This window comes from Plantactinospora siamensis, assembly GCF_042434095.1.
Taxonomy (GTDB): domain Bacteria; phylum Actinomycetota; class Actinomycetes; order Mycobacteriales; family Micromonosporaceae; genus KBS50.
This window is the reverse complement of the sequence record NZ_JBHLUE010000011.1, coordinates 655,075-669,552: the sequence shown is the minus strand read 5'-3', so window position 1 is coordinate 669,552 and position 14,478 is coordinate 655,075. Positions and strand designations below refer to the sequence as shown.

Sequence of the window (14,478 nt, the reverse complement as noted above, 5' to 3'; positions counted from 1 at the left end):
ACAATGCCGCTCGATGATGATCGACCATTGGCCGCTGTTCGGCCTGCGCGTGCGTACCCCCCGGCTGGAACTCCGGCTGCCGGCCGAGAACGAGCTGGCCGAGCTGGCGGACGTGGCCGCGGCCGGCGTACACGAGCCGGGCCGGCGGCCGTTCCTCACGCCCTGGACCGACGGCACGCCCGCGGACCGGGCCCGGCAGGTCGTGCAGGGCCACTGGAGTGCGCTCGGGCGGTGGACGCCGCAGGACTGGACGCTCCAACTGGTGGCCTTCCTCGACGGCCGGCCGGTGGGCGCCCAGGCGACCCGTGCCGGGGACTTCGCCGCGCTGCGCGAGGCGAGCAGCTGGTCGTGGCTGGGCCTCGCGCACCAGGGTCGCGGTCTGGGCACGCAGATGCGCGCGGCGGCCCTGCACCTGCTGTTCGCGGGCCTCGGCGCCACCGACGTGACCAGCGCGTCGTTCCTGGACAACCCCGCGCCGCTGGCCATCTCCGGCCGGCTCGGCTACCGGCCGGACGGGATCACCCGGGACCTGCTGCACGGGCGGGTGGTGGTGTCGCAGCGGCTGCGGCTGACCCGCGACGACTGGGAACGCGTCGACCGGCCGCCGGTCACGATCGAGGGCCTGGAACCCTGCCTGCCGTTGTTCGGGATCGGATCCGAGGTCACCCCAGCGCCGCCGCCCGGGCGCTGAACAGCCGGCGCTCCGCGGCGTTGCGGGTCATCGCCGCGGCCCGCTCGAACTCGCGGCGCGCCTCGGCGGTCCGGCCGAGCCGGGCCAGCAGGTCGCCGCGAACCGCCGGCAGGAGGGCGTACGCCGGCAGGTCCAGGCCGTCCACGATCGCCAGCGCCCGGTCCGGCCCGTACGCGTTGCCGACCGCCACGGCCCGGTTCAGCTCGACCACCGGCGACGGCCAGACGTACGCGAGCACCTCGTAGAGCGCGGCCACGCGTACCCAGTCGGTGTCCTCGGCCGCGGCGGCCCGGGCGTGGCAGGCGGCGATCTCGGCCTGCAGGACGTACGGGCCGAGGGTGCCGGCGGCGCGGTCCAGGGCCGCGAGCCCGCGCCGGATCAGCAGCCGGTCCCACCGGCCACGGTCCTGATCCTGGAGCAGTACGGGGTTTCCGTCCGGGTCGGTCCGCGCCGCGGTGCGGGATGCCTGCAGCTCCATCAGCGCCACGAGCCCGTGCACCTCCGGCTCGGCCGGCGCCAGCCCGGCGAGGATCCGGCCGAGCCGCAGCGCCTCCCCGCACAGCGCCGGGCGCATCCAGTCGTCGCCGGCGGTGGCCGCGTACCCCTCGTTGAAGATCAGATAGATCACCTCGAGCACCGACGCCAGCCGCTCGGCGGCCTGGCCGGGCGGCGGCAGCTCGATGGGCACCCGCAGCTCGGCCAGGGTCCGCTTGGCCCGGGTGATCCGCTGGCCCACCGTGGCCGCGCTGACCAGGTACGCCCGGGCGATCTCCGCGGTGGTCAGCCCGCCGAGCAGCCGGAGCGTCAGCGCGACCCGGGCCTCGGTGGGCAGCGCCGGATGGCAGGTGGTGAAGATCAGCCGGAGCAGGTCGTCGCCCACGTAGTCGTCCAGCCCGGCGGCGAGGTCCGGCTCCGCGGCGACCGGCGTGGCCCGACCGAGCTCGGCGAGCTTGGCCCGGTAACGGGTCTGCCGGCGGAGCAGGTCGATGGCGCGGTGCTTGGCGGTGGCCATCAGCCAGGACGCCGGATGGTCCGGCACGCCGTCGGCCGGCCACTGCTCCAGAGCGATGACCAGGGTGTCCTGGGCGATCTCCTCGGCCAGCCCCACGTCACCGACCAGCCGGGCCAGCGCCGCCACGATGCGGGCGGACTCCATCCGCCAGACCGTCTCCACGGCGCGGCGAGGATCGGCAGCCGTCACGGCCACCGATCCTCCCACCCGGTCCCGACAGCGGGCGCGCGCGGCGCCGGAAGCCCGCGGCTCAGGCGGGCGGGCCGCCGGGCAGGTCCTCGGCGCCGAACACCTTGAGTACGTCCACCTCGCCCTGCCAGCCCGGCCAGAGGTCCCGGTGGATCTTCATGAACCGGGTGGCCCACTCCACCGCCTCGGCCTTGGACCGGACCTCGTAGATCGCGTAACTGATGGTCTCCTTCGTCTCCGCGAAGGGCCCGTCGGTGACGCTGAGGCCGCCGCCGCGCAACGTCACGCGGGCGCCGGCGGTGCTGGGCGCGAGGCCGGCGGTGTCCAGCAGGGCGCCCGCGGCGGTGGCCTCGGCGCCGAGTTTCATGATCGCGTCCAGCAGCCCGGGCGGCGGCGGGCCGGCCGGCTGGGTGGCCTTGAGCAGGGTGAGGTAGCGCATGCTGCGGATCCTTTCACTCGTCGGTCGATCAGGCCGGGTGCCGGTAGAAATGCGCCGACACCCGGGAGAACCAGGCCCAGACCAGCAGCACGGCCGCCACGAAGGCGAGCGTCGTGGGGCCGTGCGAGCCGCTGGCGATGCCGGCGAAACCGGCCAGGAACACCACCCCGGTGATCCGGGAGAACGCGGCCAGGCCACGCCGGCCCTCCCGGGAGAACCGGCCGGCCAGCACGAAGCAGGCCGCGATGAGGCAGCCGAAGCCCACCGCGCCGCACACCAGGTGCAGGACGCCGTGCCAGCTCACCGGGGTGCGCTCCGGCGTACCCGGGGGAAAGCCCTGCGCCGGGTCGGCCCTGAAGATGCCCGCGGCGACCAGGCTGAGGCCGTACGCCCCGATCAGCACCGGCGCCCAGGCGCGGCCGCGGCCGGGCCGCAGGGCCCGGCGAAGGCCGACCGCCGCCGCCACGGTCATCAGGCCGGTGAGGACGAAATTCACGATCTGGATCCAGCCGTACGCGCCGTTGGCCAGCAGGCTCCAGGAGTGCCGGGTCAGGTCGAACCCGTCCCGGGTGAGCGCCTGGCCGAGCGCGATGGCCACGTAGCACGGCCCGGCGATGACGCCGTAGCCGAGCAGGGAGCGGGTGATGGCGTCGGTGCGGCTGCAGGTGCGGTTCATGGTGCCGGGTCTCCTCCGTCGACGGTCGCTACCTGGACCTCGAACGGGAGACGCCGACTCCGACACGACCGCCGGACTTTTTTCCGGCGCCGGTCCATGAGTTAACAGGGGGCCCTTCCTATACAAAAAGCGATAACAAGGGGCCCTTCCTTTCTGAGACCGTGGGGCGCATGAGCGAGGTGGAGTTCTCGATGAGCACCGATGGGGTGGACTGGGCGGGGCTGCGCGCGGCCCTGGTGACCGACCGGTTCGACAACGGGCGCACGCCCGAGCAGTACCGGCGCTCGCACGAGAACTCGCACGCGGTGGTCTTCGGCCGGGTCGGCGACGGATACGTCGCCAATGGACGGATCCTCAGCGACGGGGTGTGCAACGCCTACCTGGTGGACATCTGGACGGCCGCCCCGTACCGCCGTCGTGGGGTCGGCCGGGAGGTGGTGCGCCGGCTGCTGGCCACCGTGCCCGGCCAGCACGTGGCGCTGTTCACCGACGACATGACCGCCTTCTACGCCACCCTCGGGTTCCGGGCCCAGGCGGGCGGGATGAGCCGGATCGTCGGCCGCTGGTTGGACGACGGTCGGGGGTGACCGGCCGGGGCTGATCGGGCCGGGCGCGGCGGGCCCGCGCTCAGCCGGACCCGGCCGCCGGCAGCTCTCGGTGACCTCGTCGACCTAGGCCGCCGAGCCGGAGGACTGCCGCCCCCGCGCGCCGGCGGCCCCCCGGATCAGCCGCGGGCCGCCCGCCGGCGGATCGAGCAGCGAACTCGGCACGAACAGCCCCAGCCGGAGCGCCCGCAGGGCCGCCATCGTGCGGGTCGGCACCTCCAGTTTCACCAGGATGTGCTCGATGTGGGCGGCCACGGTCCGTTCCGATACGAACAGGGCCGCCGCGATCCGCCGGTTGGACCAGCCGTCCACCAGCAGACCCATGACCTCCAGTTCCCGCGGCGTGAGCCCCTGGGCGTCCCCCATCCGGGAGAGCAGGACGGCCACGGACCGCCGGTGGGGCGGATCGCCCGGCGACGGCAGGACGGTGGCGCACACGTGCTCCTCACCGGTCGCTCCCGGCACGAGGAAGGTGCGGTAGAGCCGGCCGTCCCGGAGCGAGGCGGCGGCCGTGTCGAGCAGCGGGGCCGGGGGGACCAGCAGCGGGTGCCCGGGGAGCCCGGGCACGCTCAACACCGTCCCACCGGCCGTGAGCACCGCGCCGGCGAACACCCCCGGCACGGCCGCCAGGAGCGCGGCCATCTGGCGGAGCGGGTCGACGGCGTTCGCGATGGTCGGTGCCAGGCCGCCGAGCACGTCCAGCACGTCCTCGCCCGGTCCGGGCATGCGGGTGTGCAGCATGAGCAGGCCCACCGACCGGCCGTCCGCCGTGGTCAGCGGGACGAACACCCCGGCCGGTAGGCCGGCCGCGGTAAGCAGCCGACGGATCGGGTGCTCCCCCTGCGCCGGCGGCAGATCGTCCAGCCGCAACGGCGGGCCCGGGCGATCCAGCCGGGCCCGGACGATGTGCCGGTAGGCGCCCTCGAGGCCGCCGGGCGGACCGTCCCTTATGGAGGAAAACCCTCGATATCCGGTTATCGCCAGCGGAAGGATGGCCGGTCGGTCGGCGTCGAACAGGACCACCGACCCGGCGTCGTACGGCAGCAGCCTCCGCAGGGCCAGCAGGACGGTGGCGGCCCGCCGGCGGGAGCCGCCGGCGGACGACGCGATCCGGCCGACCGCCAGCACGACGCTGAGCCATCGCTCAGCATCAGGACCGCCGTAACCCCTTGTGGACACCGCTGTCACCTCCGGTGAATCGGCAGAGCTGCCAATCGACAGCCCTGGCGACCGCACTGTGTGATCAAGAAGGGATCGCACTACGGAGCCGGTCGCGGCAACGGCCGACAGCCTCAGGAATTTCCGAGTTCTGCAGCCCACCGAAGGGTGGACGAGGGGGGTGACTCGTCACACGGTACGGCAGGCGGAATGCCACCGCTACACGTTCGGCGAATGCGACGGCGGCCCGTGGGGGGGCCTGGTGAGGTGCCGGCGCGACCGCCGCAGCGGCAAGACGACCGTCTCTATCGCTGGGGGGCAAGATGAGCGGTACGACAAGTCAGGTGACCGCGGTCCGGGCCGCGGTCCGACGCTTCTACCGGCTGGTCGAGCTGGATCAGCAACTGGCGCCACACTTCATGGACAGCGACCTGTCCCGGCTGGCCGACGCGCTGACCGCCGGCCTGGTCGACGCCCTGCACTCCGACGCGCCGGCGCTGCCGGTCGGTCTGGTCGCCGCGCACCGGGGGCTGGGTCTGTCCGAGGACGACTACGACCTCCTCGGGCACCTGCTGCTGACCACTCTGCTGCCGTTGCGACTCGGCCCCGACCTGCTGATCCGGGTCACCGCCGGGCTGACCCGGGCCCGCCCACAGGTGGTCACCGGGGTCGGCGAGCCGAGCGGGGAGCGGGTATGACCGGGCACGGTGGGGGGCACCGATGAGCGTTATGCGAGCGGGTGACGAGCCGATGCACTACCACGACGGTTCGCACCGCTGGATGTCGCCGAATGGAAAACAGGACCAGAAGGTCTGGGAGGAACGGGTCCGCGAACACCAGCGCCGGCACCGGGAACGGCTGGGTAACCGCCCGGTCCGCCGGCCGGGCAGCACGGGCCAGCCCCTGCGCCGCGCCAGTTGAGGCGGTGCCCGGGACCGACCGGTATGCTATTCCCCCGCGTCGATGTGAACCCGTCGGCCCGCGCGCGGCACGCCACGAACCGGGGAGAGCCAGCGAGTGTTTCCGTCGTCCCCACTCGCCGGTCCGGACGCGGCCACGACTCCGGCCGGCGCCGCGCTGAGTCGGGTGTTCGGGATCTTCTCGGCGGCCCTGCACGCCAGTTCCGGGCTCGCCTGCGCCGCCGCGGCGCTGGCCGTGCCCGGGCCGCCGGTCTCGATGCCGCTGCTGGTGGCGTCGCTGGCCGTGCTCACCCCCTGGTCGCTGCTGTTCGCCGGGCTGGCCGTGCGCCGCGGGCTGCGCCCGGCGCCGGTCGCGATCGACGTGGCGCTCACCGCGACGGCCTGCCTGCTGCTCGGCCGGCTCGTCGCCGCCGAGGTGCTGCCCGGCGAGGTCAGCTGGGTGGCCATCATGGCCAGCACCACCGTCATCGTGGCCCAGCTCGGCCTGCCGGCGAGCCGGTCCGTCCCGGCCGGGCTGCTGGTGACCGGGGCGTACGCGGCGGGCGCGCACCGGGCCGGGGCGGACGCCGAGGCCACCGCGCACGCCATGACGCTGACCGTGCAGACCCTCTCGGCCGCCGGGCTGGCCTGGCTTGCCCGGCGGGGCAGCCGGAGCGCGGACACCGCGTTCGCCGGGTACCAGCGGGCGGTGCGCCGGGCCGTGTCCGAGCGGGCCGCCCGGGCCGCGGAACGGCGGCACAACCGCGACCTGCACGACACGGTGCTGTCCACGCTGACCGTGGTGGGGCTGGGCGCGGCCCACCCGGACGCCCGGCTGCGCGACCGGGCCGCCGCGGATCTGCGTACCCTCGCCGAACTGGCCGACGCCCGCGACGGACCCGCCGGGGCGGCCGGGACCGAGCGGCTGGACGAGCGGTTGCGGGCCGTCCTGGCCGCGGCGCCCGGTCAACCGGCCGCAGACCTGGCGCCGGCCACGGTGCCCGGGCCGGTGGCGGCCGCCGTGGCCGCCGGGGTGACCGAGGCGTTGCGCAACGCGGACCGGCACGCGCCCGGGGCTCCCGTCCGGGTCACGCTCCGGGTCGCCGACGCCGTCCGGGTCGAGGTGGCGGACGACGGTCCGGGCTTCGACCCCGGCTCGGTGCCGGCCCACCGGTACGGGCTGCGCGAGTCGATCCGGGCGCGGCTGGCCGCGGTGGACGGCCGCGCGCAGGTCGACTCGGCGCCGGGCCGGGGCACCCGGATCCGGCTGGAGTGGCCGGGCCTGGAGCCGGAACCGTGACCGCGGCCGGCCGCGCCCCCGCGCGCACCTCCCAGCAGGCGGCCGCGGCCGTCGCGGCCATGGCCGACCGGGCCACCCGGATCGCCGCCGTGGTCATCGCCTTCGGTTGGCACCTGGCCATCAACCTGCCCGCCCTGCTCGGCAGCTGGTCGTCGTACCGGGCGCCCTGGGTCCAGGGCGCTGCCTGGCTCGCCTTCGTGGTGGTGGGCCTGGTGGCCGGGTACGCGCTGCTGCGCGACGTGCCGCTGCCGGCCTGGCCGCTGCTGGCGGCGCTGCTCGGCGCGGACGCCGTCTCCTTCGCGTTCGTGCCGGGCGGCCTGCTGTTCCTGCCCGCCAACTGGGCCTGGGGCACGCTGGGCTGGTTCGCCGCGCTGGTGCTCTGGCGCCGCCGGATCGGCGGTCTGGTCGCCGTGCTGGCCGCGGGCGCCGGCATCGCGCTGGCCGCGCTGCTGGCCCGGACTGACCCGCGGGCCGCCGACCTGAGCCGGTTCGGCATGTACGTCTACGGCACGGTGGCGCTGCCGGTGATCCTGGTGGTCGGGGCACAGACGCTGCGCCGGCTGGCCGCCGACACCGCGGGCACGGCCGCCGCGCGTACCACGCTGGACGCCGAGCGGGCCGCGGCCGCGCGGGCCCGCCGGGAGCGCCGGGACCGCCTGGCCGTGGTCAGCCGGACCGCGGGGGCCCTGCTGGCCGAGCTGACGGACGGCCGCGCCGATCCGACCGATCCGGCGGTACGCCGGCGCTGCGCCCTGGCGGCGGCCCGGCTGCGCCGGCTGATGGCCGAGTCCGACGACGTGCCCGATCCGCTGCTGCACGAGCTGCGGGCCGGCGCGGACATCACCGAGCGGCGCGGGGTGCCGGTGGAGTTCGTGGTGGTCGGCGAGCTGCCGCCGGTGCCGGTGCAGGCCCGCCGGCACCTGGCCGACCCGTTGCTGGCCACCCTCGCCACCGCCCGGGAGTGGGCCCGGCTGACCGTGGTGGGGCAGCCGGACGAGGTGGTGGTGAGCGTCACCGCCGGGCCCGCCCCCGAACCGCCCGCCGGAACGCCCGCTTCCGGTTCGGCCGGGTACGGGGTGGAATGGTTTTCCGAGCACGACGAGGAGATGGTGTGGACGCAGACCCGGTGGCGGGCGGGATGAGCCAGGCGGCCCAGCGGATCACGGTCGCGATCGTGGACGACCATCCCGTCGTGGTGGAGGGCGTCCGCTCCTGGCTGGCCACCGAGCCCCGGCTGGCGGTGGTGGCCACCGGGGACGACCCGGACCTGCTGCGTCACGGCGCCGCCCGGACCGCCCAGGTGATCCTGCTCGACCTGCGGCTGCACGGCCGGATGGCGCTCGACCAGGTCGCCGAGCTGAGCGCCGCCGGGCGTCGGGTCGTGGTCTATTCGGAGCACACCGAGCAGGAGACCATCCTGGCCGCCCTGGATGCCGGCGCGGTGGCGTTCCTGGCCAAGCACGAGGGCCGGGAGCACTGCGTACGCACCGTGCTGGCGGCGGCCGACGACCGGCCGTACGTGCCGCCGTCGCTGGCCGGCGCGTTCGTCGGCGATCGCCGGTCGGATCGGCCGGCGCTGTCCGATCAGGAGCGTGAGGCGCTGCTGCTGTGGTTCCAGTCCATGTCCAAGGCGTCGGTGGCCCGCCGGATGCGGATCAGCGAGCACACCGTCAAGCAGTACCTCGACCGGGCCCGGATCAAGTACGCCCGCGCGGGCCGGCCGGCCGCCACCAAGGCGGCGCTGCTCGCCCGGGCAATCGAGGACGGCCTCGTCCGCCCGGAGGAGATCGGCACCTATCGGTCGTACGCGTCGACCGACCGGCCGACCCCTCAACGACCGTCATGACACGCGCGACCTGAGCCGGCAGCCTGGCGGGGGAGAATCCCCTCGATGGGAGGCCGGGCGACGATGAGGTCCGACAGCGCACCCTTCTTCGTTCAGCCGTACCGGATGGACCGCGCGGAGGACGACTCCTCCCCCCGGCTCGGGTGGCGGCGCGAGCTCGTCCTGGAGGACGGTGAGCGGGTGTGCTGGCGCGGGCTGGCGGACCTGGCGGGCTACCTGCTGCGACCGCGGTTCGTCGACCGGGAGCGGGTCTGGTCGCTGCCCCGTCCCGCCGAGGTCACCGTGACGGACCGGCGGCTCGCGTACGTCTGCGCCGGCTGGACGCTCTCCGCCGCGGCGCCGGCCCGCGGTCCCCGGCACCGCCGTCACGAGCCGCCGGCGCGGATCGCCACCGGTCAGGTGCGCTGGCAATGGCCCTCCCGGCTGCACGTGCCGCCGCCGGCAACCCGGCCGGACCGGCCGGGTCACCTGCTCCTGGTCTGCGACTCGCTGCGCACCATCCGGCAGCCGGCCCTGGCTCTCGGCGGTGGCGATCTGGCCGACCCAGCCGCCCGTTACGAGCTGGCCCAGCTGATCCGGCGCGCCGTTGCGACGTTCCGGCTGGCCGATCCGGTGGTCACCGACCTGTCCCCGACCGAGCGGGACGCCCTGCGGCGGCAGGCGCACACCGCGGCCACGGCGGCCGAGCTGGCCGACCGGCGCGGCGTGGACCTGCCCGGATCGCTTCCGGTGGAGTTCCTGCACCGCGCCGACTACTACCGGCGGGCCGAGCCCGGCGCGCCGTGGGTGCTGCCGGAGCCGGCCGGCTGGCCGCTCGACGATCCCGCCGGGCCCGCCGCGGGCCGGAACCGGTCGGCCGCGCCGGGCTGACCACCATCCGGGCCGGCACCTTCGGCCGCGCCGGGCTGACCACCATCCGGGCCGGCGCCCTCGGCCGCGCCGGAACCTGTGGTTGACCAAGGGGTTTCGGCCCGGCGCCGCAAGCCAGTGTGGCCGGGCGGCCCGGCCGGCCTCTGAGCCGGTTTGACCGGACTTGCAGGACTCGCCGTCACAGGGTTCTGCCCGCAGCAGACTGGCTGGGCGGCGGATCCCCGGCCCCGGCACGATGGGGCGGTGACCCCTATCGCGAACGTCCTCTGGCTGCACGGCGGCGGTTGGCACTCCCGGTCCGACGAGGACGGGGCGGCGCTGGCCGCGCACGGCCTGCGGGTGGTGCCCGGCCGGTACCGGCTGACCGGCGAGGCGAGCTGGCCGGCGCAGTTCCACGACGCCCGGGCGGCCGCCCGGGCCGCCCGGGCGGGCGCGCCGCACCTGCCGCTGCTGGTGGCCGGCGACTCGGCGGGCGGCACCCTCGCGCTGCACGTCGGGCTGCGCGGCGTGGACGAACCGGGGGACGTGGCCGGCGTGCTGGCGTTCTGGCCGGCGGTGGACCCGCTGGCGCCGGACTTCCTCCGGTTGCGCCGGCACAACAACCCGTGGACCGGGCTGCTCGGGCACGAGCCGGCGCCGGACGACCCGCGCACGGCCGACGCCACGGTGACCACCCACGTCGGCTCCGGGGTGCCGGTGCTGCTGGCCCACGGGCACGCCGACCGGTCCGTGCCGGTGAGTCAGAGCCTCGACCTGGCCGCCGACCTGACGGCGGCCGGGCACCCCGTGCACGCGCTCGTCACCCACGGTGGGCACGCGCTGGACCTCGGGCGACCCGACCTGCACGCGCTCGTCGCGGCGTTCCTGGCCGCGCACCTGCCGGCCCGGATCAGCCAGCCGGCGTAGCCGCCAGGTCCCGGCCGGCCGGCAGCACGACGTACTGCCGCAGACACAGGTCGCGGTAGGTGACCGGCCCGCGCGGGCCGGGCACCCGGTCGATGTTGATCCCCGTCTCCGGCAGGGCGAGCAGCTTGAATCCGTCCAGCAGCCGGGTCGTGGCGTTCCAGAAGCCGCCCGTGCCGGCGTACGCCCCGAGGAACTCGGCGGCGGCCGCGGCGTCCTCGGTCACGATGGCGGCCGCCAGCCCGGAGGTCTCCTCGTTGGCGATCCGCGCGGCGTCGGCGGCGCCGTGCGCCGGCGCGATCGTCACGGTGGCCTCGTTGCCGTCGTCGAGCGCCCACTCGTAGCCCAGCGGGTGCGGGTGCGGCGGCAGCGACGCGGCCACCTTCGGCTCCCGCCGGCCCAGCAGCTCGACCATGGCGGGGGCCAGCTCGTCCCAGCATTCGGCGTCGATGAGCAGCAGGTTGAGCCGGTTGCAGACGCCCAGCCGGTCCAGCCCGCGCTCGACCATGTCGGCGGCCATCGCCCGGTCCGCCGCCGGGTGCAGGTAGAGCACGCCGCCCCCGTCGGCGTGCGCCAGCGTACGGACCCCGGACAGCGCCGCCTCCCGGGCGAGGTGCCGGGTGCTGTCGCCGCTGCCGCGCAGGATCACCAGCGGCACCAGGTCGGGCAGCCGGACGAGGGCCTCGGCCGACGCCCGGCCCGGCTCGCGGACCAGCTGGATGGCCCCGGGGTCGATGCCCGCGGCGGCGAGGGCCGGGGCGACGACCCGGTCGACCAGGGCCACGGCCGAGCCGAGCGCGGCGGAGCCGGTGCGCAGCACCCCGGCGTTGTGCGACTTGACCAGCTGGGAGGCGACGTCCACCACGACATTGGGCCGGGCCTCGAAGTTGGCGCCGATCACCCCCACCGGCCGGCGCCACTCGTACAGCGCGAGGCCGCCGTCGAGGTCCCGCAGCCGCCGGCGGGCCGGCTCGGACCGCAGCCCGGCCAGCGCCTCGAGCTGGCCGGCCATCCCGCGCAGCCGGTCGCGGTCGAGCCGGAGCCGGTCCAGCAGACCACCACCCATGCCGCCGGCCCGGGCCGCCCGCTCGTCCTCGGCGTTGGCCGCCAGCACCGGTTCGGCCGCCTCGGCCAGCAGCCGGGCCATGCCGCGCAGGGCCGCGTCGATCTGACCGTCGTCCGCACCGGCGATCGAGCCGCTGGCCGCCCTGGCCGCCGTCGCCGCGGCCGCCACCGCCGCCCCGGTCCCCCGCTCGCTGCGCTCGCTCATGCTTCCGCGTCCCTCCGTCGTCCCCATGGCGTAGGTTGTCGCTGTCGGTTGCCCAATCGATGAAGGTACGCCATGGCCGGGGCCCCCTCGGGCTCCCGCGACGAGTGTCCCAGTGGTCGGGTTGGAGGCCGCGTGGTGAACCCGGTCCGGGTGCTGCCGGTCGGCCGATGGTCCTGGTTGCTCGAGGTGCCCACCGGGCCGGCCGCCCAGGCCCTGCACCGGCACCTCGCCGCGCGGCGGTCCGCCGGGCTGCTGCCGGGCGTGCTCGACCTGGTTCCGGGGGCCCGCACGGTGCTGCTGGACGCCGGGCCGGCGGGGCCCGACCGGGCCCACCTAGCCGCCCTGCTGGACACCTGGGACGGGACGGCCGCGGCGGTGCCGCCGGGTCCGCCGATCGAGATTCCGGTCCGGTACGACGGACCCGACCTGGCCGAGGTGTGCCGGCGCACCGGACTGGACCGGGACGGGCTGATCGCCGCGCACACCGGCGCCGACTTCACCGTGGCGTTCTGCGGGTTCGCGCCCGGCTTCGCGTACCTCACCGGGACGCCGGCGGCGTTGCACGTCCCCCGGCGGCCCACGCCGCGCGCCGTCGTACCGGCCGGCGCCGTGGGGCTGGCCGGCGAGTACAGCGCCGTCTACCCCACCGGCTCGCCCGGCGGATGGCAGCTGATCGGTCGGACGGCGATGGCGCTCTGGGACGAGACCCGGCCGGAACCGGCCCGGCTCACGCCGGGCGTCCGGGTCCGGTTCACAGCCCTGCCCGACGCGACCGAACCGGTGCCAGACCGTCCGGAGACCGGCCCGAGCCCGGGCCGACGCGAACCGGACCCCGACCGCGCTGAGACCGGCCCGGACCGCTGCGACCCGGACCGCCGCGGCCCGGACCCCGACCGCGCTGAGACCGGCCCGGACCGGCGCTACCCGGACCGCCGCGGTCCGGACGCCGACCGCCCGGTGGGCCGGTCCTGAGCCGGGCCCGCGGGCGGCCGGGAACGCCGCGGGCCGGCCTGGTCGTGGAGCGACCGGGCCTGCTGAGCACCGTGCAGGATCTCGGTCGGCCCGGCCTGGCCCATCTGGCCGTGCCCCGGTCCGGCGCGGTCGACCCGGACAGCCTCCGCCTGGCCAACCGGCTCGTCGGCAACCCGGAGTCGGCGGCCGGGCTGGAGACCACCCTGCTCGGTGTCGACCTGCGGCTCACCGCCGGTCGCTGGGTCGCCGTCACCGGGGCGCCCGGTGCGCTGGCCGTCGACGAGCGGGCGGTCGACCCGGACCGTCCCGTGTACCTGCCGGCCGACCGGCTGCTCCGGATCGGGCCGGCGGACCGCGGGGTCCGGCGCTACCTCGCCGTGGGCGGCGGGCTGGCCGTGCCGCCCGTGCTGGGCAGCCGCGCCACCGATCTGCTCTCGGGGCTCGGGCCACCGCCGCTGACCGCCGGAAGCCGCCTGCCACTGGGCGATCCGGCCGGCCCGCCGGCCGCGGTCGACCTGGCGCCACGCCCGGGCATCCCCGTCGAGCTCCGGCTGCGGATCCTGCCGGGACCACGGGACGACCGGTTCACCGCCGCCGCCATCGCGGGGTTGCCGGAGACGGCGTACGAGGTGAGCCCGGCGAGCAACCGGATCGGCCTCCGGTTGACCGGTCCGGCGCTGACCGCGGCGGACCGCACGGAGCTGCACAGCGAGGGGATGGTGCTCGGGTCGGTGCAGGTGCCGCCGAACGGCCAGCCGATCATCTTTCTGGCCGACCATCCCACCACCGGCGGATATCCGGTGATCGGCGTGGTGCATCCGGACGACATGTGGCGGGTGGGGCAGGCCCGACCGGGAAGCACGGTCCGGTTCCGCTGGCACCGGCGCTGAGCCGAATGTCGGCGCCGAGTCCGTTGCCGGCGCCAAGGCCGAGGCCGGCGTGAGGCCCTTGCCGGCGCTAGGCCGTTGCCAGCGTTAAGGCCGTTGCCGGCGCTCGGGCCGGGGCCGGCGCTGGGCGGCGCGCGGGTCAGCCCGCGAAGCGTCGGGGATCGCGCACGTCCACCCGGCCCCGACCGAAGGCGTCGACCCGGCCCCACCGACCGGGGATGTCCAGCAACTCGATCCGGCCCATGCTGGTGGGCAGCGCCGGGTCCACCGCGAGGTGACCCTCGTGCGGCTCCAGGCCAAGCATGGTCCGCATCAACAGCAGCGGGGTGCCGCTGGACCACGCCTGCGGGCTGCACGCCGTCGGATACTGCACGGGATACTTCGTCAGCTCCCGGTCGTAGCCCGCGAACGCCTCCGGCAGCCGGCCGTGGAAATACTCGGCGGCGTCGATGATGGCATCGGCGACCCGGGCGGCCTCCTCCACGAACCCGTACCGGCGCAACCCCCACGCGATGAACGAATTGTCGAACGGCCACACCGTCCCCGTGTGATAACCGATCGGGTTGTACCGACCCTCCCCCTCGGCCAACGTCCGAACCCCCCAGCCGGAGAACAACCGGTCACCCATCAGATGCGCCGCCACCTTGCCCGCCCGCTCCTCGGTGACAATCCCACTCCACAACAGATGCCCGATGTTCGACGACAACGCGTCCACCTGCCCACCCTCGGCATCCAACGCCAACGCGTAATACTCCCCATCC

General features: G+C 75.8%; 17 protein-coding genes. 11 read left to right on the top strand and 6 right to left on the bottom strand.

The genetic code is table 11. From position 1 onward, the window contains the following. The first annotated feature begins 13 nt into the window (after positions 1 to 13). Positions 14 to 691, top strand: a complete 678-nt coding sequence (locus ACFFHU_RS16080; RefSeq protein WP_377339627.1) for a GNAT family N-acetyltransferase — start codon at positions 14 to 16, stop codon at positions 689 to 691. Here ACFFHU_RS16080 and ACFFHU_RS16075 read toward each other — a convergent pair. The 3 genes from ACFFHU_RS16075 to ACFFHU_RS16065 form a co-directional block, all read right to left on the bottom strand. Then, the gene (locus ACFFHU_RS16075) at positions 663 to 1,892 is read right to left on the bottom strand and encodes an RNA polymerase sigma factor (protein WP_377339625.1); all 1,230 of its coding nucleotides are present in this window, start codon (positions 1,890 to 1,892) and stop codon (positions 663 to 665) included. The genes ACFFHU_RS16080 and ACFFHU_RS16075 overlap by 29 nt on opposite strands. 61 nt (positions 1,893 to 1,953) lie before the next feature. Beyond that, positions 1,954 to 2,331 (bottom strand): YciI family protein, encoded by a 378-nt coding sequence (locus ACFFHU_RS16070; protein WP_377339622.1) that lies wholly within the window; start codon positions 2,329 to 2,331, stop codon positions 1,954 to 1,956. Between the two features lie 28 nt (positions 2,332 to 2,359). Beyond that, positions 2,360 to 3,007 (bottom strand): DUF998 domain-containing protein, encoded by a 648-nt coding sequence (locus tag ACFFHU_RS16065; RefSeq protein WP_377339619.1) that lies wholly within the window; start codon positions 3,005 to 3,007, stop codon positions 2,360 to 2,362. A gap of 170 nt (positions 3,008 to 3,177) precedes the next feature. Here ACFFHU_RS16065 and ACFFHU_RS16060 point away from each other — a divergent pair, with 170 nt between their 5' ends. Beyond that, on the top strand, positions 3,178 to 3,594 hold the full coding sequence (locus tag ACFFHU_RS16060; protein ID WP_377339616.1) for a GNAT family N-acetyltransferase: 417 nt from the start codon (positions 3,178 to 3,180) through the stop codon (positions 3,592 to 3,594). 84 nt (positions 3,595 to 3,678) lie between these two features. Here the strand turns inward: ACFFHU_RS16060 and ACFFHU_RS16055 are convergent, their stop codons facing one another. Then, positions 3,679 to 4,791: a LuxR C-terminal-related transcriptional regulator gene (locus ACFFHU_RS16055; protein ID WP_377339614.1), complete on the bottom strand. Its 1,113-nt coding sequence runs from the start codon at positions 4,789 to 4,791 to the stop codon at positions 3,679 to 3,681. 323 nt (positions 4,792 to 5,114) lie between these two features. On the opposite strand from ACFFHU_RS16055, the gene ACFFHU_RS16050 reads away from it, so the two are divergent. The 7 genes from ACFFHU_RS16050 (at position 5,115) to ACFFHU_RS16020 (ending at position 10,591) form a co-directional block, all read left to right on the top strand. Next, positions 5,115 to 5,468, top strand: a complete 354-nt coding sequence (locus ACFFHU_RS16050) for a globin family protein (protein ID WP_377339611.1) — start codon at positions 5,115 to 5,117, stop codon at positions 5,466 to 5,468. 22 nt (positions 5,469 to 5,490) lie between these two features. After that, a complete protein-coding gene (locus ACFFHU_RS16045) occupies positions 5,491 to 5,691 on the top strand; it encodes a hypothetical protein (RefSeq protein ID WP_377339608.1) in 201 nt (66 codons plus the stop codon). Positions 5,692 to 5,787: 96 nt separating this feature from the next. Beyond that, complete coding sequence (locus ACFFHU_RS16040; protein ID WP_377339606.1) at positions 5,788 to 6,969, top strand: sensor histidine kinase; 1,182 nt, start codon at positions 5,788 to 5,790, stop codon at positions 6,967 to 6,969. Continuing rightward, on the top strand, positions 6,966 to 8,111 hold the full coding sequence (locus tag ACFFHU_RS16035) for a hypothetical protein (RefSeq protein WP_377339603.1): 1,146 nt from the start codon (positions 6,966 to 6,968) through the stop codon (positions 8,109 to 8,111). Before ACFFHU_RS16040 ends, ACFFHU_RS16035 begins: the two co-directional genes overlap by 4 nt. Continuing rightward, positions 8,081 to 8,815 (top strand): response regulator, encoded by a 735-nt coding sequence (locus ACFFHU_RS16030; RefSeq protein ID WP_377339600.1) that lies wholly within the window; start codon positions 8,081 to 8,083, stop codon positions 8,813 to 8,815. The genes ACFFHU_RS16035 and ACFFHU_RS16030 overlap by 31 nt, the downstream gene beginning before the upstream one ends. Positions 8,816 to 8,878: 63 nt before the next feature. Next, entirely contained in the window at positions 8,879 to 9,685 is an 807-nt protein-coding gene (locus ACFFHU_RS16025; protein ID WP_377339597.1) for a hypothetical protein, read from the top strand. A gap of 243 nt (positions 9,686 to 9,928) precedes the next feature. Then, positions 9,929 to 10,591 (top strand): alpha/beta hydrolase, encoded by a 663-nt coding sequence (locus ACFFHU_RS16020; RefSeq protein ID WP_377339594.1) that lies wholly within the window; start codon positions 9,929 to 9,931, stop codon positions 10,589 to 10,591. Here the strand turns inward: ACFFHU_RS16020 and ACFFHU_RS16015 are convergent. Beyond that, a complete protein-coding gene (locus ACFFHU_RS16015) occupies positions 10,575 to 11,858 on the bottom strand; it encodes an aldehyde dehydrogenase family protein (protein WP_377339591.1) in 1,284 nt (427 codons plus the stop codon). The genes ACFFHU_RS16020 and ACFFHU_RS16015 overlap by 17 nt on opposite strands. Before the next feature lie 132 nt (positions 11,859 to 11,990). Between ACFFHU_RS16015 and ACFFHU_RS16010 the strand changes: the two genes are divergently transcribed. Further along, positions 11,991 to 12,830, top strand: coding sequence for a 5-oxoprolinase subunit B family protein (locus tag ACFFHU_RS16010; protein ID WP_377339588.1), 840 nt, complete (start codon positions 11,991 to 11,993; stop codon positions 12,828 to 12,830). Next, positions 12,827 to 13,720 carry a 5-oxoprolinase subunit C family protein gene (locus ACFFHU_RS16005; RefSeq protein WP_377339824.1) on the top strand — a complete coding sequence of 298 codons (894 nt, stop codon included), beginning with the start codon at positions 12,827 to 12,829 and terminating at the stop codon, positions 13,718 to 13,720. The genes ACFFHU_RS16010 and ACFFHU_RS16005 overlap by 4 nt, the downstream gene beginning before the upstream one ends. Positions 13,721 to 13,856: 136 nt before the next feature. On the opposite strand, the gene ACFFHU_RS16000 is transcribed toward ACFFHU_RS16005, so the two are convergent. Beyond that, the coding region (locus ACFFHU_RS16000) for an amylo-alpha-1,6-glucosidase (protein WP_377339585.1) at positions 13,857 to 14,478 on the bottom strand (622 nt) is incomplete at its 5' end.